At 40.7% G+C, this 20231-nt stretch carries 21 protein-coding genes and 1 pseudogene; 5 read left to right on the plus strand and 17 right to left on the minus strand.

The genetic code is table 11. The features are described from left to right. The first annotated feature begins 97 nt into the window (after positions 1-97). The 3 genes from pflB (at position 98) to H7T93_RS05145 (ending at position 3995) form a co-directional block, all read left to right on the plus strand. Entirely contained in the window at positions 98-2410 is a 2313-nt protein-coding gene (gene pflB, locus H7T93_RS05135; protein ID WP_175057762.1) for a formate C-acetyltransferase, read from the plus strand. A 264-nt stretch (positions 2411-2674) separates the two neighbouring features. Next, on the plus strand, positions 2675-3457 hold the full coding sequence (locus tag H7T93_RS05140; RefSeq protein ID WP_201041649.1) for a carbonic anhydrase: 783 nt from the start codon (positions 2675-2677) through the stop codon (positions 3455-3457). 85 nt (positions 3458-3542) lie between these two features. Next, positions 3543-3995, plus strand: coding sequence for a GNAT family N-acetyltransferase (locus H7T93_RS05145; protein WP_201041650.1), 453 nt, complete (start codon positions 3543-3545; stop codon positions 3993-3995). A gap of 16 nt (positions 3996-4011) precedes the next feature. Here the strand turns inward: H7T93_RS05145 and H7T93_RS05150 are convergent, their stop codons facing one another. From H7T93_RS05150 to H7T93_RS05160, 3 genes are read right to left on the minus strand one after another with little or no spacing between them, the layout of a single operon-like run. After that, positions 4012-4686, minus strand: a complete 675-nt coding sequence (locus H7T93_RS05150) for a hypothetical protein (RefSeq protein ID WP_201041651.1) — start codon at positions 4684-4686, stop codon at positions 4012-4014. After that, the gene (locus H7T93_RS05155) at positions 4670-5617 is read right to left on the minus strand and encodes a serine hydrolase domain-containing protein (RefSeq protein WP_201041652.1); all 948 of its coding nucleotides are present in this window, start codon (positions 5615-5617) and stop codon (positions 4670-4672) included. Before H7T93_RS05155 ends, H7T93_RS05150 begins: the two co-directional genes overlap by 17 nt. Then, positions 5617-6372: a CppA family protein gene (locus H7T93_RS05160; protein ID WP_022495893.1), complete on the minus strand. Its 756-nt coding sequence runs from the start codon at positions 6370-6372 to the stop codon at positions 5617-5619. The genes H7T93_RS05155 and H7T93_RS05160 overlap by 1 nt, the downstream gene beginning before the upstream one ends. A gap of 173 nt (positions 6373-6545) precedes the next feature. Here H7T93_RS05160 and H7T93_RS05165 point away from each other — a divergent pair, with 173 nt between their 5' ends. Beyond that, positions 6546-7217 (plus strand): CPBP family intramembrane glutamic endopeptidase, encoded by a 672-nt coding sequence (locus H7T93_RS05165; RefSeq protein WP_082759636.1) that lies wholly within the window; start codon positions 6546-6548, stop codon positions 7215-7217. A gap of 89 nt (positions 7218-7306) precedes the next feature. On the opposite strand, the gene gla is transcribed toward H7T93_RS05165, so the two are convergent. Continuing rightward, complete coding sequence (gene gla, locus H7T93_RS05170) at positions 7307-8173, minus strand: aquaglyceroporin Gla (protein ID WP_201036093.1); 867 nt, start codon at positions 8171-8173, stop codon at positions 7307-7309. A 120-nt stretch (positions 8174-8293) separates the two neighbouring features. Here gla and H7T93_RS05175 point away from each other — a divergent pair, with 120 nt between their 5' ends. Next, on the plus strand, positions 8294-10561 hold the full coding sequence (locus H7T93_RS05175; RefSeq protein WP_201041653.1) for a Xaa-Pro dipeptidyl-peptidase: 2268 nt from the start codon (positions 8294-8296) through the stop codon (positions 10559-10561). 196 nt (positions 10562-10757) lie between these two features. On the opposite strand, the gene H7T93_RS05180 is transcribed toward H7T93_RS05175, so the two are convergent. The 13 genes and pseudogenes from H7T93_RS05180 to H7T93_RS05230 all read right to left on the minus strand — a co-directional run bounded on the left by H7T93_RS05180 (position 10758) and on the right by H7T93_RS05230 (position 20198). Further along, entirely contained in the window at positions 10758-11054 is a 297-nt protein-coding gene (locus H7T93_RS05180) for a bacteriocin immunity protein (protein ID WP_021152512.1), read from the minus strand. Between the two features lie 769 nt (positions 11055-11823). Then, a pseudogene (locus H7T93_RS10035) lies at positions 11824-12224 on the minus strand (hypothetical protein). Between the two features lie 329 nt (positions 12225-12553). Beyond that, positions 12554-12721, minus strand: a complete 168-nt coding sequence (locus H7T93_RS05185; RefSeq protein ID WP_022495889.1) for a hypothetical protein — start codon at positions 12719-12721, stop codon at positions 12554-12556. Positions 12722-12795: 74 nt separating this feature from the next. Further along, a complete protein-coding gene (locus H7T93_RS09980) occupies positions 12796-12921 on the minus strand; it encodes a hypothetical protein (RefSeq protein WP_022495888.1) in 126 nt (41 codons plus the stop codon). Continuing rightward, positions 12909-12998, minus strand: a complete 90-nt coding sequence (locus H7T93_RS05190; RefSeq protein WP_022495887.1) for a ComC/BlpC family leader-containing pheromone/bacteriocin — start codon at positions 12996-12998, stop codon at positions 12909-12911. The genes H7T93_RS09980 and H7T93_RS05190 overlap by 13 nt, the downstream gene beginning before the upstream one ends. Before the next feature lie 141 nt (positions 12999-13139). Further along, positions 13140-13307 (minus strand): hypothetical protein, encoded by a 168-nt coding sequence (locus tag H7T93_RS05195; RefSeq protein ID WP_002891737.1) that lies wholly within the window; start codon positions 13305-13307, stop codon positions 13140-13142. A gap of 15 nt (positions 13308-13322) precedes the next feature. After that, entirely contained in the window at positions 13323-13502 is a 180-nt protein-coding gene (locus tag H7T93_RS05200; RefSeq protein ID WP_004183368.1) for a Blp family class II bacteriocin, read from the minus strand. Positions 13503-13662: 160 nt separating this feature from the next. Next, positions 13663-15411 (minus strand): ABC transporter ATP-binding protein, encoded by a 1749-nt coding sequence (locus H7T93_RS05205; RefSeq protein WP_398578080.1) that lies wholly within the window; start codon positions 15409-15411, stop codon positions 13663-13665. Then, the gene (locus tag H7T93_RS05210) at positions 15401-17161 is read right to left on the minus strand and encodes an ABC transporter ATP-binding protein (protein WP_060971665.1); all 1761 of its coding nucleotides are present in this window, start codon (positions 17159-17161) and stop codon (positions 15401-15403) included. The genes H7T93_RS05205 and H7T93_RS05210 overlap by 11 nt, the downstream gene beginning before the upstream one ends. A gap of 63 nt (positions 17162-17224) precedes the next feature. Beyond that, positions 17225-17614 carry a hypothetical protein gene (locus H7T93_RS05215; RefSeq protein ID WP_260313905.1) on the minus strand — a complete coding sequence of 130 codons (390 nt, stop codon included), beginning with the start codon at positions 17612-17614 and terminating at the stop codon, positions 17225-17227. A 159-nt stretch (positions 17615-17773) separates the two neighbouring features. Next, positions 17774-18301: a VanZ family protein gene (locus tag H7T93_RS05220; protein WP_201041654.1), complete on the minus strand. Its 528-nt coding sequence runs from the start codon at positions 18299-18301 to the stop codon at positions 17774-17776. A 1-nt stretch (position 18302) separates the two neighbouring features. After that, positions 18303-19412 carry a 23S rRNA (adenine(2503)-C(2))-methyltransferase RlmN gene (rlmN, locus tag H7T93_RS05225; protein ID WP_096832658.1) on the minus strand — a complete coding sequence of 370 codons (1110 nt, stop codon included), beginning with the start codon at positions 19410-19412 and terminating at the stop codon, positions 18303-18305. A 63-nt stretch (positions 19413-19475) separates the two neighbouring features. Further along, on the minus strand, positions 19476-20198 hold the full coding sequence (locus H7T93_RS05230) for a YutD family protein (protein WP_201036097.1): 723 nt from the start codon (positions 20196-20198) through the stop codon (positions 19476-19478). Between the last annotated feature and the right edge of the window lie 33 nt (positions 20199-20231).

Genomic DNA, 20231 nt, shown 5'->3' on the forward strand with positions numbered 1-20231 from the left:
GGAGTTTTAAAGTTGTGTAAGCGTTTACTGTGTGATAGAATACTTCTAGAGAATGTAACAGATGATTTTGTTACTAGAATTATAGGAGATCCAAACTATGGCAACGGTTAAAACTAACACAGATGTTTTTGAAAAAGCGTGGGAAGGCTTTAAAGGAACTGACTGGAAAGAAAAAGCTAGCGTTTCACGTTTCGTTCAAGCAAACTACACACCTTATGATGGTGACGAAAGCTTCCTTGCAGGACCAACTGAACGCTCTCTAAAAATTAAAAAAATCGTAGATGAAACTAAAGCAGGCTATGAAGCTGAAGGACGCTTCCCAATGGATACTCGTCCAACTTCAATCGCTGACATTGACGCAGGGTACATTTCAAAAGAAGATGAACTTATCTATGGTATCCAAAATGATGAGCTCTTCAAATTGAACTTCATGCCTAAAGGTGGTATCCGTATGGCGGAAACTGCTTTGAAAGAACACGGTTATGAACCAGACCCAGCTGTACACGAAATTTTCACAAAATACGTGACTACAGTTAACGATGGTATCTTCCGTGCTTACACTTCAAACATTCGTCGTGCACGTCACGCTCACACAGTTACTGGTCTTCCAGATGCTTACTCACGTGGACGTATCATCGGGGTTTACGCTCGTCTTGCCCTTTACGGTGCTGACTACTTGATGCAAGAAAAAGTTAACGACTGGAATGCTATTAAAGAAATCGACGAAGAAACTATCCGTCTTCGTGAAGAAGTTAACCTTCAATACCAAGCACTTCAAGATGTCGTTCGCCTTGGTGATCTTTACGGTGTAGATGTTCGTCGTCCTGCCTTCGATACTAAAGAAGCTATCCAATGGACAAACATCGCCTTCATGGCAGTATGTCGTGTAATCAATGGTGCCGCTACTTCACTTGGTCGTGTGCCAATCGTCCTTGACGTATACGCAGAACGTGACCTTGCTCGTGGTACTTACACTGAATCAGAAATCCAAGAATTCGTTGATGATTTCGTTATGAAACTTCGTACAGTTAAGTTTGCTCGTACAAAAGCTTACGACCAATTGTACTCAGGTGACCCAACATTCATCACAACTTCAATGGCTGGTATGGGTGCCGACGGACGTCACCGTGTTACTAAGATGGACTACCGTTTCTTGAACACTCTTGACAACATCGGTAACTCTCCGGAACCAAACTTGACAGTTCTTTGGACTGACAAATTGCCTTACTCATTCCGTCGCTACTGTATGCACATGAGCCACAAGCACTCTTCTATCCAATACGAAGGTGTGACTACTATGGCTAAAGACGGATACGGTGAAATGAGCTGTATCTCATGTTGTGTATCACCACTTGACCCAGAAAACGAAGAACAACGCCACAACATCCAATACTTCGGTGCTCGTGTTAACGTACTTAAAGCCCTTCTTACTGGTTTGAACGGTGGTTACGACGATGTTCATAAAGACTACAAAGTATTTGACATCGATCCAATCCGTGACGAAGTTCTTGACTTTGACACTGTTAAAGCTAACTTCGAAAAATCTCTTGACTGGTTGACTGACACTTACGTGGATGCCCTTAACATCATCCACTACATGACTGATAAGTACAACTACGAAGCTGTTCAAATGGCCTTCTTGCCAACTAAACAACGTGCTAACATGGGATTCGGTATCTGTGGTTTCGCAAATACTGTTGATACATTGTCAGCAATCAAATACGCTACAGTTAAACCAATCCGTGACGAAGATGGCTACATCTACGACTACGAAACAATCGGTGACTACCCACGTTGGGGCGAAGATGACCCACGTTCAAACGAATTGGCAGAATGGTTGATCGAAGCTTACACTACTCGTCTTCGTAGCCACAAACTCTACAAAGATGCAGAAGCTACAGTTTCACTTCTTACAATCACTTCTAACGTTGCTTACTCTAAACAAACTGGTAACTCTCCAGTTCACAAAGGGGTATACCTCAACGAAGATGGTTCAGTGAACTTGTCTAAATTGGAATTCTTCTCACCAGGTGCTAACCCATCTAACAAAGCTAAAGGTGGATGGTTGCAAAACTTGAACTCACTTGCAAGTCTTGACTTCGGTTATGCCGCTGACGGTATCTCACTTACTACTCAAGTATCACCTCGTGCCCTTGGTAAGACTCACGACGAACAAGTTGATAACCTCGTAACTATCCTCGACGGATACTTCGAAAATGGTGGACAACACGTTAACTTGAACGTAATGGACTTGTCAGACGTTTACGAAAAGATCATGAGCGGTGAAGATGTTATCGTTCGTATCTCTGGATACTGTGTAAACACTAAATACCTCACTCCAGAACAAAAAACTGAATTGACACAACGTGTCTTCCACGAAGTTCTTTCAATGGACGACGCTTTGGGATAAAAATGAATAAAGAGCTCGCAATTGCGAGTTCTTTTCTTTTTGTAAAACACTTATTTTCATTATATTTTTCTAAATCTACTATAATTTGTATTTGACTTTTTCTCAGATTAGCTATAAAATAAAAGCGTTTCCGTTTGGTTTCTCCAAACACTTCACTCTCAGAAGCACCTCAGAGAAATGACACTCTATCACTGTCTAACTGCTAGTTTACAAATAACAGGTCAACTAGTATGACAATAAAATAAAAGAGTACAAGGAAGAAAGATGAATAAGAAAAGTTTTAAGCTAATAGGATTAGTAGCTCTCGTAGCAAGTACAGTCCTACTCGTAGCCTGCCAATCCGAGACCAAAACCGAAAACTCAAAGTCCAAGGACGTTCAATGGGGTTATACTGGCTCTACTGGTCCAGACCATTGGGGTGACCTTTCGAAAGATTATGAACTCAGCAAAAATGGTAAAGAACAATCTCCGATCAATATCACCGGTGCTGAGGACGTTGATCTTCCAGAACTAAACCTTAATAATCAAGAATCAGAAGCTCAAGTTGAAAATAACGGGCATACGATTGAAGTCAGCTTTAAAAATCCAAAGAATACCCTAACGATTGGTGATGATGTCTATAAATTACAGCAGTTCCATTTTCACGCACCTAGTGAGAATGAAATTGATGGTCATACTTATCCTCTAGAGGGGCACTTCGTCTATAAGACAGATAATGGGAAAATCACAGTTGTCTCGGTTCTCTATAATTATGGCGATGAAAATCAAGCCTTAAAACAAATATGGGATAAAATGCCTCAGGCGGCCAATACAGAAACTGAGCTTCCTCAGGCTATCTCACTATATGATTTCTATCCTGAAGACAAGGACTACTACAACTTCGAAGGTTCCTTGACAACACCGCCATGTACTGAGGGTGTTAACTGGATTGTCTTCAAGAATCAAGAAACCGTTAGCAAGGAACAAGTGGAAAAATTCACCCAAACCCTTGGATTTGAAAATAACCGTCCTATCCAAGATACAAACGGTCGAAAGATAAATGAATAAAACAAGATAAAGAGCTTGATGACTACTCCTCTCATCAAGCTTTTTTTCGTTGACGATATACTAGAATCTTTGTTACACTGGTTCTATGATTATCAAACATACAAGAGATACACTTTCAGAGACTTATCTAGATGCTGTGGCTATTCGAAACACCGTTTTCGTTAAAGGGCAAGGAGTTCCTCACTCTATCGAGATTGACGCAAATGAAGCCTACTGTATTCACTTTGTTTTATACGATGATAAAGACAAGGCTGCAGCAACCGTACGCCTACTGCCTAATAAAGATTTGACTCAGCTTACCCTCCAACGTATGGCGGTGCTCGAGGCCTACCAAGGCCAAGGTCTGGGAAGCATTCTCTTGAAAGAAGCTGAAGATTTTGCACAAGAGCAAAGCTTCCAGACTATTTCTCTCCATGCTCAACTCGGGGCACTTAAGTTCTACCTCAATAATGGCTATCAGGAAGTCGGTAAAATCTTTGAAGAGGCTGGTATCCAACACATTACTGTTGAAAAATCATTACTAAGTAAAAAAGCTTAAGCAGTAGGTCAACTGCTTAAGCTTCTTCTTTTGTCGCAAATATAGGATAGCCATGCTCGACAGCAAGAACTGATACATATTCTCTTTTCTTTAATGTCTCTACGATCTTTTTCCAGTATTTCTGCCCTTTAAAAAGAAGGACAAACACTCCCATGCAGACCAAAAAACCAAGAAATTGTTTATATTCAGAAGATGACAGTTTTGATTCTAGTTCTAGGAGCTCAAACAGTCCTCTCAATAGAACTGTAAAGGTAATCATTATAAGGCTAAGTCCACTAAAGTATCCTAAACATATAAGCAAATACCCTATTTGAAGCTTCTTGGAACGCTTCTTGTAGAGTAACTTATAGTCCTGACTGTACTTTTCAAATACAGGAAAGTGAATATCAAATCCTCTCCTCATACGAATGACTTTCAAATCAGGTTGGGCACGATAACCAAGGCAATGAATCAATTTGTATAGTATCTCTCTTATCAAGATATAAGAAGAAGCGATTATAGGGACTACTATACAAGAAAATACAAGAACACCTAAATAGAAGGAATCTTTATCAAATGCCAACAAGTCGACCATCACCCCAAAAAACATACCACAGACAAAGAGACTACTCCCGTTAAGCACACAAAAGAGGAGACTCAAAAACCAAGGGACAAGTTTGCTTTCCTTAGAATGTCTACTCGACCCTTTCACGAATCAGCTCCTTTTTCATTATCTCAATTAAAACATCTCTGTCTTTAATCCATTGAGCTCTCTCATCCTTGTAGTAAGTACGATTACTGAGGAAAATAGCTGCACGTTGAGCTGGGATATTGATAAGCACAAAGGTACCTGTATAACCAGTATGAAGAATCCAATCGCCTTGGAGGTCCCAAGCGACACTACGTTCCTTATTGGATTGGCTGATATTCTGCGTCAGATTTTTAGCAAAATCATCTCTCAAATAATGGTCAATAAAGATTTCCAAGTCCTTTAGGGTTGAAAAGAGACCTGCTGAACCTGTATGCTCTTTGAGCACTCGAGCCTTGGGATCGTGAACAGTTCCTCCCGGAATTCCCTCAACAGTTGGAACAGCAACCTCAACTGGCCCAAACCGTGTTTCAGACATACCAAACGGTTGAAAAATCTCGCTGTCAAAGAGCTTATCCAGTGTTTGTCCAGAGACTTTCTCAAGCATCAAGCCTAGGAGAATAAAATTAATATCGGTATACAAAAAAGGTTTATCATCCTTAACTTTGATGGCATTAATAGCAGAAATCAAGCCAGCTTGGTCTAACTCATCACGGTTTGGAATAAAGGGATCAATGCCGCTACTGTGAGAAAGAAGCTGACGAAGGGTTAGCGTCTTATCCACTACTGCAGGATAATAGGTCGATAGTTTCTCGTCCAAGTCCAATTTTCCCGCCTGCAAGTAGAAAAGACAGAGGGTCCCTACTCCTACCACCTTGGAAACACTAGCTAAATCATAGGTCAGTCCTGGAACTACCGGAATATTTCCATCCTGAGTTCCTAGATAATGCTCCTGCCAATCTTGTCCGTCATAAAGTGCAAGGCTGGCACCTGGAAAGATGTCAGCCTTGATGTAGTCTGTAATTGTTGACAATGTTTGTTTAAAATTAGTCATTATTTTGTTAGCCAAACCTCAATATTACTCATATCAGTCAGTGCAAGTAGGCTTTCTTTAGTATCTAGATAACTTGAGAACTGTTCCTTTTCAAGTTTCTCATGCAAGGCAACCAAGTCGTAGTCTTCAGCTACCTTAAATTCTAGAATTTCCAAATCCCAAGTCTGGTCTGGACTCACTTGGAGGTCAGGACCTTCTGCTTTCTCAAAGTGGATAGACAAAGGCAATTCTTCACCAAAAAGATTGTCGTAAAAGAAAGCTGCTTGAGCTGTATCAACAACGTTCAAGGTCAAAGACTCGACCGTAAAGTCTGACACTCCTTTGAAATCTTCTTTTTCTTCAACATCTGCGTATTCAACTGTCTTGAGAGTAGACAAGTCATCTTCGGCATGCATCAAAATAAGACCATTCTCAGGTGAGATTGTTTCAAAAGCATACCCTTTTTCCCCTTGGAAAATAGCCTTGGCTTGGTGATCATCACGCGCCAAAAGGTACTCAATCTCAAGTGGATCTGAAACCTTGATAACCACTTTATTAATTTTCTTAGGGCCTTCAACCGCACGGCAACGGTAAGCTGGTGACTCCTCAATCACAAAAAGTGAGTTACGGTCTGTCCAATCTGTGAAGACCGCAAGGGCATTTTCCTCAGTCAAAAGCTTAAATCCTAATGTATTTTGGTAAAAATCAATATTTTCTTGTCTGTTATTCACACGAAAGATTGGTGTGTGAAACTTAAAATTCCCTGATTGCGTCATGACAACCTCCATTCTTTTCTATTTTATCCGAAAAGAGCCTGTGTGACAAGGATTTTCCTAAGAAAAAACAGGATTGTAATTTTTTCACATTCTTTCACATAAATTATGAAAATCATTATATTATATTTACCTTAGGACTAGCTATTTCCTCATTTTAGAGTATAATAGAGACTATGAAAACTCTCGTCAATCATTTGGCGTTTAGACATACCTATCAGGGATTCTTTTTACTGCTGATGATAGCTATCCCAAACCTGGCTTTAGGTATGACAACGTCATATAACAATCAGACTGGGTTGACCTTCACTAGCCTTGAAAGCTGGGGAATTATCGCTGTCAATCTCATTATTTTTTACATTACCTATCTTTGGGCTAAAAGTGAGGGGTTGATTCACAGCTTTAGCTTAAATCGAAAGGATATCAAAGCTATTATCTGGGGCTTTGTGCTTATTTTTCTGATGGGAGTTATTGGGAGTAATCTTATGCTACTGACTCACACCAACTACCATGCAGAACTTCAAAGAACCCTTACGACAACGCCTATCCTACCAGTAGCCATTGGCATGATGACCACAGCCTTCTTACAAGAACTACTCTTTCGCAAGTGGATTTTCTCTTGGCTGGCTCCTTATTCGACAGTTGCTGTTTTAGTGAGTACCGGTCTCTTTTGCCTATTCCATATGCCTACCAACCTTGCCCACCTCCTCCTTTATATTGGAATGGGCTTGGCTCTCTCTATGATTTACCAAAAAAGAGAAAATCTATCAGTGGCTATCTCACTTCATGTCCTATGGAATCTTTTCACCTTAGGTGCTACAATCCTAGTTATAACTACTCCTATGTAACTGAGAAAACTTTCTCAGTTTTTTTGCTACTTTCAAAATTTTTAGCGTAAAAAAATCTGAAGCACTAACTTCAGATTTTTTGTTATTGATTAAAGGTAGAGGGCTTTGAACAAGTATACAGCCAAAATTCCTGCAAGGATTGGAGCTACAACTGGAACCCAAGCATACCACCATTTAGAATCACCTTTGTGCTCACCAAGAACTGATGTTGGCAAGATGTGGTGAAGAAGACGTGGCATCAAGTCACGGGCTGGGTTAAGGGCTGGTCCTGTAGGTCCACCAAATGATAGAACCAAGGCACAAACCAAGAAACCAACACCAATGTGAGCTACAGCAAGAGATCCATTCGCCATTTGGCCTGTTACAGCTTCTTTATCATACCCATATTGGACTGCTTGTGAGACCAATTTGTGACCAAAGTAGTTGTTAGTCAAGGCAAGGGCACCAAAGAAGAGAAGGAATGAACCTGCAAACTCATTGGCAAAACCGTTAGCCCATGCACGATTACGATTTTCTGGAGTGTCATCATGATCGTCAACTGCTGAAATCGTTGAGAAAGTACCAAGAATATTGTTTGGATTCTCAGTTTGTACATAGTAAGGTTGGTGAACCCAAACCACGATAGCTTGACCTACAAAGGCACCAAGAAGTTGTGCAATAAGGTATCCAGGAACGCCTACCCATGAGAACAAGCCAGAAGCAGCAAGTCCAAGTGTGAAGGCAGGGTTGATGTGGTTACCAGAAACATCACCAAACATAAGGGCTGGCATCATAACACCAAAACCATAACCAAAGGCGATTACAATCCAACCAGATTTGTTACCTTTTGTTCCCTTAAGCTCAACGTTGGCAACGGCACCATTACCAAGGGCTACAAGAAAAGCAGTTGCGATAAACTCAGTGAGGTATTTTAAAACCCATTCACTGCTGAACGCTTCTTTTAGAAAATCATTCATTTGTCTCTTTATTTCCTTTCGATTTTACAATAATTTAGACATCTATCATTTTATCAAGTATAATGTCTAATGTAAAGATATTTCTGAAATGTTTACGCATTCTTTTTGAGGTTTTTAAATATGAAATTTAACCAGTTTAGTTACATCCCTGTTAGTCCTGAAATGGCTTGTCAGGAACTTCGTTCTTTAGGCTTTGAAGTTTCTTTAGACGCTAGTGCTAAAGCCAATTTTGAGGCTTTTGTTCGCAAGTACTTCCTTTTCTTTGAAGATACTGATTTAGCTTTGAAAAATTGGATTGCTGATACAGAGACTGACCTCCTAACCTTCTTCCAATCAGATCGTCCTTTGACTGCTGAAGTCTTTGGTTTGGTAGCTCTTCAAATGCTAGGATTTGTCCCTAATGTGGACTTTACAGATAGTGTTGCTTTCCTAGAGGAAATGGCTTTCCCAATTACTTTTGATGGTAGCCTTAATAACCTCCATCAATTGCTAGCAACACGCACACAGTCTGGCAATACCTTAATTGATCAGTTAGTAGCTCAGGATTTGATCCCTGTAAGTAATGACTACGTCTTCTTTAATGGTAAGAGCTTGGCAACATTTGACACTAGTCAGCTTCACCGTGAGGTGGTTTATGTCGAAACACCTGTAGATACCGATCAAGATGGACAGTTAGATTTGGTCAAGGTGACTATCTTACGTCCTGATGTGGACTTCCCAGTTCCAGCCATGATGACCGCAAGTCCTTATCAACAAGGGACTAACGAGCCTGCTTCAGATAAGCTCACCCACAAGATGGAAGGTGATTTGCTCGTCAAACCAGCAGGTGAAATCTCCCTTAACCAACCAGAAATCAAGACACCAGAGGCAGACCTTACGCCTATCAATCCTGTCACGAAGGCTCAGGAGCGTTTTGCTCACACAGATACCTACACGCTTAACGATTACATGTTGGCTCGTGGTGTGGCTTCTATCTATGTGTCGGGTGTCGGTACCTTCAATTCTGAAGGCTTCATGACCTCTGGAGACTATCAACAAGTTCTGGCCTATAAAGCTGTCATTGACTGGCTCAATGGTCGTGCACGCGCCTTTACTAGTCGTAGTAGACAGCATACCATCACTGCAGATTGGGCATCTGGTAAGGTGACTACTACCGGACTTTCATACTTAGGTACCATGTCCAACGCCCTTGCTACAACTGGTGTCGACGGTTTGGAGATGGTCATCGCTGAAGCAGGTATTTCTTCTTGGTACGACTACTATCGTGAAAATGGACTCCTCGTCAGTCCTGGAGGATACCCTGGTGAAGATCTCAACACCTTGACCGAATTCACCTATTCTCGTGCCCTATTAGCTGGAGAATACCTACGCCACCAAAAAGACTACCAAGCCCACCTCAAAGAGCTAAGCACAGCCATTGATCGTAAGCATGGGGACTATAGCCAATTCTGGCATGACCGCAACTATGTGCAATTCGCAGACCGTGTCAAAGCTACTGTAGTCTTTACACACGGTAGCCAGGATTGGAATGTCAAACCGATTAACGTCTATCAAATGTTCAATGCTCTTCCAGACTCTCTTGAAAAACACCTCTTCTTCCACAATGGTGCACACGTTTACATGAATGCTTGGCAGTCTATTGACTTCCGAGAAAGCATGAACGCCTTGATTTGTCAGAAACTCCTTGGTTTGGAGAATGGCTACACACTACCTACTGTTATCTGGCAAAACAACCAGTCTGAACAGACCTGGGAAGTTCTCGATAACTTTGGACACGACAATGGTAAAAACATTCAGCTTGGTGAGACTGAAGCTAGTATCGCTAACCATTATGAAGAGGAAACCTTTGCCAAATACGGTAAAGCTTACCAAAGCTTCAAGGATGACCTCTTTGCAGACAAAGCCAACGCCATTACCTTGGACTTTGAACTGGACCAAGACATCCAGATTAATGGCCGTGTCCACCTAGAGCTCAAGGTTAAGTCTAGCACAAACCGTAGTCTTATCTCGGCCCAGGTTCTGGAAATGGGAGATAAAAAATACCTAGCTCCAATACCTGAATTAAAACGCATGAGTTTAGATAACGGACGTCTCTTCAAGGAAGAAGCCTTACGTGAACTGCCATTCAAGCAGGCCAAATACCGTGTCATTACCAAAGGACACCTTAACCTGCAAAATCGTAAAGACCTTCTTACCATTGAAGATGTTACGCCAAATGAATGGATGACTATCGGTTTGGACTTACAACCAACCATCTACAAACTCAACAAGGGCGACAAACTCCGACTCGTTCTCTATACCACAGACTTTGAACACACCATTCGTGACAATAGTGACTACGAATTAACTGTGGACCTAAGCCAAAGTCAGATGACATTGCCTTATTAGTCTTTATCACAAAATTCCCATAGAATGATGACTCCTATGGGAACTTTTTTTGTGTGTAAATAAGCAAGATTTAGGCTTCAATTGTTACGATTTATTTTAATATCATTTAAACAAATGATATAGCCAAGACAGTGGAATAACACAAATTCTCAATGGACAACTCAACCTTAAAACCGAGAAATCCTCCCTAATGACATCAATAGCCATAACGAATCGCTAGCAATTTTCGCAACTCTGCCATTCGCTCCTCGATAAAGGGAGACAAGGTTAGCTGGTCTTTTCTGACCACTTCGGATATTTCCAGTGACATCCTGCTTAAGATATAGGGAGTGGCTGAACGAGAGTCTGCAAGTTCCGTTCGGTAGGAGTGCAGGACCTGCTTCAAATCAGCATAATCTGGCTTATCTCCAATAGTTTCAATTACTTCATCGATGATAGCTACTGCTTGTTCTCGTCTCTCTTTGCCTCCTGCAAACCATTTAAGTCCTGTCATTAAGAAAACCTCCTTATTTCTTTCAACTAATTTTTCAATCACATCTTTAGTATAGCATTCAAGTCTTTCTATCAGAGCTAGCGTCCCAAAAAGTGGCTATATGTCCTAAATGGTAGCCAAATCCAGATTGGATGCTGAATAGATAGAGCATTTAAATCTATATTCCCAATGACTACTCCTAGGATTGCTGATACGACACGTAACGAACGTAACACAGCAGAACTAATTTTTTGTAATATCACCATGGTAATTCCTTTTCTACTTGAGTCATTTACATAAACTACTAGGGCGTTATCTAAAGAATGATTGGCTATTATTCTGAATCTAGCATGGCTAAAGACACGAATCTGTCACTTTCCATGCTGCTTAAAACAAATACATCACTTCTCATTTCTAAAAATCAGCTGACTAAGATCATCAGAGAACGATAAAGAAACATAAAGTGACAAGGTATAAAATAAAAATGTTCTTTCTTGATGCCAGAAAAATGTTATCACACATTGAATACAGACAGCCAAGATAACTTGTAGGATAAATATTATGTATTTTCTAGAAAAAACAGATTGTTCCAATAGTAATCCTCCTTTCATGACATATTTTGAAGACCCAGACCTTGCAAGTTTTGTCTATACGATAGAAGAATATCCGTCAAGCCATAGAAATCCTACTCTAATTTTCACATTTTTCATTAATCACTTTCTTATTATAGCGTTTTTATGCACTTTATGCAACGTAAATTGAATAATGTCACAAATGGTTACTATATTTTCTATCTTTTAAAATATTTTTTGACTTGCAAGTAAGCTAGAAAATCACAGAGAATTAACAAAAGCATTAATACGACTAGTACTATGCAGTCTGTGGTATCACTGAATGTTAGTAATGTGTAAAACTCTACACAAAGCACTAGAAATGAGATGACCAGAAAGACAATGAAGGACTGCCATATTGTTAACGGATTTACTGAATCGGGACGCTTCTTAAGCAAACGGTAGAGCAGTCCATTTACAAAAATGACTACTAAAGCTAGTGCTCCGACTGATAACCAAATCTCTGGCGAAGTCTTACTTTTGTAGAGAGAAATACTGGTACTTATAAGAAAGACTGCCAATACAGCAGTGATGGTCCTAAAAATCGCAATACTCTCGAACTAATACTCTTTAACTTCATGATAAAACACTTAAGCTATGAATAACCTCAGTCAGTCTTGTAAACCGAATAAGCTATTACATTTAACTCTATTCCTTTCTGTATTTTTTTATACTGCTGTAAGATCTCAAGTAATCCCTTAGCGATTAAATTCTACTGGAGATGTAATACAATAGCGTCATTAGCACTGATATTTTAAATAAGCGAATATACATATCTTTATTTTTTCTATTACAAAAATATGCAATCAAATATAATACAATCTCCGCTATCATTAGCAAGAATAATTTTACTTCGGGAACATCAAAAATAAGCATTTGCAAGCACCTCACGTTCAAAGGGGCAAAAGGTTACTTTTTAAACTGTGACCATTTTTTAAAAAGGAGACTATAAAGAAGCAAGGTTAGCCCCAACAAGTTAATGGTATGGTGGACTGCATCCAAACTTCTAAATAGATTAGCGAGGCCCATTCCGATGAGAATGGTAGCCAGTAAATACGGTTTTGAGTTTTTAAACATACTTTTCTCCTTAAAGTGTTTTTAGCGTTCTGTGCAAAGCTATTCACAGACTAGCAATTGACAAGGTATCTCAATTAGGATTTCTTTTTAGCGGAATTGGTAGCTTTGTGTTTTTCAAGCAATGACATAATAGGCTTATCCAAAAAACTCATCACAGCCATGAAAACCATCCCTAAAATATAACTTTTCAAATCAAACATAATCCATCACCACCTTCAACGTTTGCAAGTGCCTCAAGGTCAAGGAGTTCAAAATTGTTATTTGTTTGCCTTGTCATAGCAACAACCTCCTAAACTATTTTTTAGCTTTTTTCTCTCAAGCTATGAATTTTATTATAGGTTGTAGGCCGACAAAAAAGTAGTGACATAAATGTCACTACTCGTTTTTGATTTTTAGGAACTCTACATTTCGAATACTTCTATTTTTTGAGTCGCTCCCATTTGCTAAAAATCAGACTATAAGTGATTAATGCCAACCCTACCAAATTAATGATATGATGAACAAAATCTAAATTTCTGAAAAGGTTAGCAATTCCAAATCCTAAAAGGAAAATTGCTAGTAAATACATTTTTTTATCTTTAAGCATAGGGTCACCTAAATATTAGCAGAATGTGGCGTAACCAACTAAAGCTCCTCCCCAGTAACCTACTGGGCCTCCTGCTGATCCTACTAGAGCAGATCCAATTGTGCCGGCATAACACTTAACCCATCCGCCACCTTCAACGTTTGCAAGTGTCTCGAGATCGAGTGTTTCAAAAGTGTTCATTGTTTGTGTTGTCATTCTAACAACCTCCTAAAATATTATTTTTTAGCTTTTTTCTCTCAAGCTATGGTTTTATTATAGGGTGGAAGACAACAAAAAAGTAGTGACATAAATGTCACCACTCGATTTTGATTTTTAAGAAATCTTTTCGAATATAGAATCTATGCTCTAAACTAGCTTACTCTCCTTCCATTGCACCTGCTTGTAGGCTGTACATCTTGTGGTAGGTGCCGCCGAGGGCTAGGAGCTCCTCATGGCTACCGTGTTCGATGATACGGCCCTTGTCTAAGACATAGATGCAGTTGGCATCTTGGATTGTTGATAGGCGGTGGGCAATGGCAATGGTTGTGCGTCCTCGACGCATTTTTGCTAGAGAATTTTGAACAATAGCCTCTGTCTCTGAATCAATATTGGCTGTCGCTTCATCCAGAATCAAAATCTTAGGCTGGCTAGCAACGGTCCTAGCAAAGGCTAGAAGTTGGCGCTGTCCGGTTGAAAAACTTGAACCTCGTTCAGAAACTGGAGCATCATATCCTTCTGGAAGTTTGTCGATAAAGTGATTGGCATCCACAAACTCAGCGGCCGCTTTAATCTCTTCATCAGTTAACTCCTGATACATGGCAATATTGGATTTGATTGTACCATGATAGAGAAAGGGTTCCTGAAGGACAAGACCAATGTTCTTACGCAACTCTGCCTGACTATAATCGCGAATATCCACACCGTCAAGAAGAACTCGCCCTGATTGAAACTCATAGAAACGCATGAACACGTTGATAATAGAGGATTTTCCGGAACCTGTAGAACCGACAAAAGCGATGGTTTCTCCTTTATTGACAGAGAAGGAAATATTATCCAAAATCTGGTGCTTGCCATCATAGGATAAGGAGACATTTTCAAAGCGAATATTCCCCTCGGTAACCTTGGCATCTATATCTCTCTGCTCAGGTTCATAGGTGCGCTCGTCAATCAAGGCAAAGACCCGACCGGCTGAGACCATAGAAGTTTGCAAGGTTGAGAAGTTTTGTGTCACTTCAATCAAGGGATCAAAAAGACGGTTAATGTACTGGATAAAGGCATACATGGTCCCCGCTGTGATGCCCAAATAGATACCTCGGTAGCCAAAGTAGGCCATGAGAACAGCATAGCCCAGGAGCTTCAGTAAACTCATGGCTGGGCGTAGAAAGAGAGAATCCAGTGACATGGAACGGCTGGCGTAAATCAGGTGTTCCTCATTAATGGCATCAAACTCTTTTTTGAGGCGTTTCTCTTGGTTAAAGGCCTGAATGATGCGAATCCCTTCGATACTCTCTGACAGTTTGGCATTTATATCTGAAAGCAAGGCTCTGGTCTTTTCAATGATGACCACTGATTTTTTGCGGTAGAGATTAACCAAAAGAACAATCAGAGGAAGAAAGAGCACAATAAGCCCGGTCAGACGAATGTCCAAGATCATCATGGTGTAAAGGGTGGTAACAAATATAAAGATAGCCGAAATAAAGCTAGACAGAATCCCTGAGAACATCTCACTAATAGTCTCTGTATCATTGGTCAAGCGGGAAACGATAGAGCCTGCTGGAGTTTTGTCAAAGTAAGACATGCCTAGTTTCTCCATATTGGCAAAGGCATCTCGGCGAATATCCCTGACAATGCTGTAGGACACACGCGCAAAAAAGAGATTTCCCAAATACTGAACTAGTGTCTGCAAAAGATAAAGACCATAGTAACCAATCAGAATTAAACTTGCCGCCTGATTCATATCATGAAGATAGTGGTCAATAAAATAAGAGGCCACAAGGGGAATAATACTCTTGATAACCGTTGTGGACAAGAGGAAGGCTAAAGCTAGAAAGGTCAAGAATTTGTAAGGCTTGAGATAGGTCAAGAGACGCTTAAACACAGACCATTGGTTTTGATTAGGCATCATCTTCTTCTCCTCCTTCCATTTCTAACTGTTGAGACTCATAGGTCTTGGCATACCAACCACCCTTAGCTAGCAAATCCTCATGACGGCCACGTTCAATGATACGACCATCCTGCATGACTAAGATAAGGTCAGCGTGCACCACCGCACTCAGACGATGGGCGGTAATGATAGTTGTCTTGTCCTTGCGGGTATGTTTGAGATTGTCAATAATAGCATATTCTGTCTTGGCATCAACCGCAGATAGGGAGTCGTCCAAAATCAAAATATCTGGATCCAAAATCATGGCCCGACTCATGGCCAGACGTTGTTTTTGACCGCCTGATAGGCTGACACCCTTTTCACCAATGATTGTTTCAAAGCCTTCAGGCATATCCTTGATGTCATCATAAACTTGAGCTAACTTAGTCGCTTCTTCTACCTTGTCAAAGGAGAGATCCGGATTACCAAAGCAGATATTGTCTAAAATGGAGCTGGCAAAGAGAAACTGGTCTTGAGGAACATAGCCCATCAAGCTACGCAAGTCTGATAGGCGATAATCTCGGATGTTATGACCATTCAAATAGATGGCTCCTTGATTAACATCGTGCTCCCGCAAGAGCAACTTGACAAGGGCCGTCTTTCCTGAGCCAGTCTGTCCAACCAAACCAAGGGTTTGCCCCTTGTCCAAGGTGAAATGAATATCTCTCAAAGTATCCTCATCCTCAAAGGCAAAGCGGTCAATCGCATATTCTAAGCGACCATTTTCAATACTTGGGAGAGGGTGCGCAGGATCTTGAACATCTGATTCCTGCTCCAGAAGATTTTCAATACGTTGGTAGGACACATTTCCTCTCTGTGTGATATTAAAGAGGAAGCCAATGGCCATTAGAGGCCAAACCAGCATGTCCAAATAGGTAATGAAGGTTACCAAATTTCCGACCGTTATCTGACCAGCCTGAATCATAAAGGCACCGACAAGAAGGGTCAAAACATAGGATGAGCCAACAAAGAGTAAGACCAAAGGATCAAAAAGGCTATCATACTTCATGGTATGCATATTCTTTTTAAAGGTCATCTTATTGGTCTCTTGGAAGGACTGAAGCTCAGCCTCCTGATAGCCAAAAGACTTGGTTACCTTGATACCTGATACCGACTCTTGGACCTTATTATTAAGTTCTGAAAAGGCTGCCTGGGATTCTCCAAAAGCTTTATGGGTCTTGCGTCCTAAACGACTAGTCGCAAAAGCCATGAAGGGGAGGGGTAAGACAGCCACCAGTGTCATCTGCCAGGAAATGCTGAAAAACATGGTGATTAGGGTTACCAAGGCTGTGATAGAGGCATCCACGGCTGACATGACGCCCCCGCCAGCCAAGCGGGTTAAAGAGTTGATATCATTGGTTGCATGGGCCATGAGGTCCCCAGTTCGGTACTTTTGATAAAAAGAAGGCGACATCTTAGTAAAATGCTCAAAAAGGCGTGAACGCATAATCTGGCCTAAGCGATAAGAAGTCGCCAAGATATACATGCGCCAAACATAGCGCAAATAGTACATCCCCAGAGCTGCCAAAAGCAAATATACGAGATTCAGAAGCAAGATCTGATTGGTCAATTTTCCCGATGTGATAGCATCAATGACCCGCCCCATAACCATAGGAGGAATCAGATTGAGAACCGAAACCAGACTCAGTGCCAAAATCCCGACAATATACCGGCGTTTTTCTAACTTGAAAAACCACCAAAGTTTTGCAATGATTGATTCTTTAAAAGACAAGTTACTCCTCCTATCCTTACAAATGGTTAATAATAGACCTCGTATAAGTCTCGTATGATAAGGTTACTTCCAATAGCGATAGATTGTGCCATCTTCTAACTGAAAGTGACCAATATAAGATAACTTCCCAAAATCAGTAGACTCTGGTAATTGATAAGCAAAGGAATCAAAATTATATACCTTGTTCCCACCATCCATAGAGTAACTATCCTTATCATGGATAACTGATTCATCTTTCTTAGGGCTCCAAATGCGTCTGATTTCATCAGATGTCTTATACTCTCTGACAAAATTGTACAATTCAAAGTTAGTAGCCTCACTGAGATAGCGACCATCGGTGTTGTAGTTGGCTAATTGAGGCTCTCTCTTAGGCTCAGAATAATTCCAAACCTGTCCTCTTTCTCGCATGATATCGGCATCACGACCACTTTGATAAGTATCTGCCTTACCCATCGTCATTGTTACTCCTAACGTTAATACGGTGACTACTGTCATCATTAAGTGTTTCATTGTTTCTCCAAACGTGTTTATTCATTTTTCCCTCTTTTGAATGTGTTGTATTTGTATGATAGAAAATAAGTGAAACCTGGGACACATAGGCTCCCAGGTTTTTTACTCTTTAAAATGCGTTTGAATCAGTTTCACAAGGAGGCGGTAGGCAGCTAATGCCAGCAAACCTCCTAAAGTATTGGTCCATAAATCATCTAACTCAAAGACACGATTAGCATCAATGAGAAGGTCTAGAATGACTTGTCCAACCTCAATCGTCAAAGACATGACAAAGGTCGCTAAAAGGACCTTTTTCCAAGACCTGAATCTGGGGTACAAGGCTAAAAGCCCTAAAATCAGCGGACTCAGCAAGAAAATGTTGGTCACATTTTGCCCAAGCACAAAGACAATCTCTTTAAGACTATCTAGCTGATAAAAGTTAGTCAAACTATTGAATGGGGTTAATAAGACCACGACACGACCAAAATGTTGAATACCAGGGGTTTCAACACCTTCAACTAGCCCGTACTGGGGTGTCCAACATAGGAGCACTAAACAAAGGAGATAAGCACAGACCAAAACTTGGCTTAGCTTTCTTCCTTTTGGTGTTAGTTCTCCGTCCTTATCTACCCAAGTCTTAAGCTGAAACATCTTACTTACCTTCTGATTTACCAGAAGCTTCTGCCACTGCTTTTTGACGGTCGCGTTTCATAGTGTTTGAACGCAATTGTCCACAAGCAGCATCGATATCTGTACCGTGCTCTTGACGAACCACACAGTTAACCCCATTTTTCTTAAGCACATCGTAGAAGGCCGCCACACGTTCTTTAGTTGAACGGCTATATTGATCGTGCTCTGATACTGGGTTATATGGAATCAAGTTGATGTATGACAACTTACGGATTTTCTTAGTCAAATCAGCCAACTCTTGTGCATTTTCAGGATGGTCATTGACCTCATTAAGCATGATATACTCAAAAGTTACACGACGGTTGGTTGTTTGGATGTAATACTCGATAGCTTCAAAGAGTTTTTCAAGTGGGAATGAGCGGTTGATACGCATAATGCTTGAACGAAGATCATTGTTAGGCGCGTGAAGTGATACGGCAAGGTTAACTTGAACACCTTCGTTAGCAAATTCCTTGATTTTTGGTGCCAAACCAGATGTTGATACGGTAATGTGACGCGCTCCAATGGCAAGACCATTATCATTGTTAATGGTACGCAAGAAACGAAGCACATTGTCATAGTTATCAAATGGCTCACCGATACCCATAACAACCACGTGGCTGACACGTTCACCGTCGCCACGATCGTCAAAGTATTTTTGTACCAACATGATTTGCGCCACAATCTCACCAGCAGTCAAGTCACGTTGTTTCTTGATCAAACCACTGGCACAGAAAGTACAACCGATGTTACATCCAACCTGAGTTGTCACACAGACAGACAAACCATAGTGTTGACGCATCAAAACCGTCTCAATCAACATACCATCTGGCAATTCAAAAAGATATTTAACGGTACCATCTTTAGATTCTTGAACGATACGTTGTTTCAATGGATTCACACAGAAATTCTCATTCAATTTAGCAATAAAATCCTTAGAAATGTTGGTCATTTCTTCGAAAGATTGCACACGCTTCTTGTAGAGCCAATCCCAAATTTGAGTAGCACGGAATTTCTTTTCACCGTGTTCCATAGCCCAATCAATCAACTCATCACGAGTAAGACCATAAATAGAAGGTTTGTAGCCTTCCATATCCTCTAACTTCTGACGTTTACGACGTTCTGGTTTTGCTTGTGTTGTTACTTCTGACATAGTTTAATTTCCTTTTTTTCTGATTGTGAAATGCTGACCATCTGACTTGGTCTGGCTTTGTTTCTTCGATGGGGTGTTTTGACCTTTAGATTTTGGAGCTTGCTTCTGACTCTTCTTGAAGTTAGGCTTACGCTCACGACCACCATCCTCAGATCTAGATTTGAACTTAGGACGACGCTTGATTTTCTCAAAGCTTGGACCCTCTTGATCCCTATCTCTTCGTTTGGACTTGTCTGGCTTTTGCTTAGCAGAAGCTTTTTGCCCCTTATTCTTTTGAGAAGCATTGCGCTCTCTAGATTCCTGAGAAGCATTACGACGATTATTAGAACGACGGCGCTTGCGACGAGGTTCTGTCTCCTCTTCAAAGATGATTAATTGCGGCTCTTCATTTTTCAAAATAAAGTAGGCGCAACCAAAGGCACAGTATTCACGCAAATACTCCGACAATCGGCTAATGCGGTCTGTCTTACGCGTATTAGGGCGCTCGTCCTCGTAAAATCCCTTAAGGCGAAGCTGGTCATTAGACCAGTCCCCAACGATATAATCATACTTGAGCATGATTTCAGAAAAACGTTGCCCAAAGCGGGTAGCGTCTAAAGCATCCTTGTGATTTTCAAGAACTGTAAACTGACAGGCATCTGATTTCAGAAGATCAGCCACATACACAAAGTCTGGCCCGGGATATTTATTATAATTAAACATTTCTGGCAAGATTTCTTTACGCATGTGCCATCCTTTCTGCTCTCTCTTATTTTCTAT

It is taken from the genome of Streptococcus sp. 9.1, from assembly GCF_016648815.1.
GTDB lineage: Bacteria > Bacillota > Bacilli > Lactobacillales > Streptococcaceae > Streptococcus > Streptococcus salivarius_E.

Excerpts from the sequence above, each read along its gene's own strand:
- H7T93_RS05205 (WP_398578080.1), bottom strand. The coding sequence starts at position 15,411 with ATGATGCCTAATCAAAACCAATGGTCTGTGTTTAAGCGTCTCTTGACC.
- H7T93_RS05145 (WP_201041650.1), top strand. The coding sequence starts at position 3,543 with ATGATTATCAAACATACAAGAGATACACTTTCAGAGACTTATCTAGAT.
- H7T93_RS05215 (WP_260313905.1), bottom strand. The coding sequence starts at position 17,614 with ATGGGTAAGGCAGATACTTATCAAAGTGGTCGTGATGCCGATATCATG.
- H7T93_RS05165 (WP_082759636.1), top strand. The coding sequence starts at position 6,546 with ATGAAAACTCTCGTCAATCATTTGGCGTTTAGACATACCTATCAGGGA.
- H7T93_RS05190 (WP_022495887.1), bottom strand. The coding sequence starts at position 12,998 with ATGACAAGGCAAACAAATAACAATTTTGAACTCCTTGACCTTGAGGCA.
- H7T93_RS05140 (WP_201041649.1), top strand. The coding sequence starts at position 2,675 with ATGAATAAGAAAAGTTTTAAGCTAATAGGATTAGTAGCTCTCGTAGCA.
- H7T93_RS05230 (WP_201036097.1), bottom strand. The coding sequence starts at position 20,198 with ATGCGTAAAGAAATCTTGCCAGAAATGTTTAATTATAATAAATATCCC.
- rlmN (WP_096832658.1), bottom strand. The coding sequence starts at position 19,412 with ATGGAAGGCTACAAACCTTCTATTTATGGTCTTACTCGTGATGAGTTG.
- H7T93_RS05175 (WP_201041653.1), top strand. The coding sequence starts at position 8,294 with ATGAAATTTAACCAGTTTAGTTACATCCCTGTTAGTCCTGAAATGGCT.
- H7T93_RS05185 (WP_022495889.1), bottom strand. The coding sequence starts at position 12,721 with ATGTTTAAAAACTCAAAACCGTATTTACTGGCTACCATTCTCATCGGA.
- H7T93_RS05200 (WP_004183368.1), bottom strand. The coding sequence starts at position 13,502 with ATGACAACACAAACAATGAACACTTTTGAAACACTCGATCTCGAGACA.
- H7T93_RS05195 (WP_002891737.1), bottom strand. The coding sequence starts at position 13,307 with ATGCTTAAAGATAAAAAAATGTATTTACTAGCAATTTTCCTTTTAGGA.
- gla (WP_201036093.1), bottom strand. The coding sequence starts at position 8,173 with ATGAATGATTTTCTAAAAGAAGCGTTCAGCAGTGAATGGGTTTTAAAA.
- H7T93_RS05160 (WP_022495893.1), bottom strand. The coding sequence starts at position 6,372 with ATGACGCAATCAGGGAATTTTAAGTTTCACACACCAATCTTTCGTGTG.
- pflB (WP_175057762.1), top strand. The coding sequence starts at position 98 with ATGGCAACGGTTAAAACTAACACAGATGTTTTTGAAAAAGCGTGGGAA.
- H7T93_RS05180 (WP_021152512.1), bottom strand. The coding sequence starts at position 11,054 with ATGACAGGACTTAAATGGTTTGCAGGAGGCAAAGAGAGACGAGAACAA.
- H7T93_RS05220 (WP_201041654.1), bottom strand. The coding sequence starts at position 18,301 with ATGTTTCAGCTTAAGACTTGGGTAGATAAGGACGGAGAACTAACACCA.
- H7T93_RS09980 (WP_022495888.1), bottom strand. The coding sequence starts at position 12,921 with ATGTTTGATTTGAAAAGTTATATTTTAGGGATGGTTTTCATGGCTGTG.
- H7T93_RS05155 (WP_201041652.1), bottom strand. The coding sequence starts at position 5,617 with ATGACTAATTTTAAACAAACATTGTCAACAATTACAGACTACATCAAG.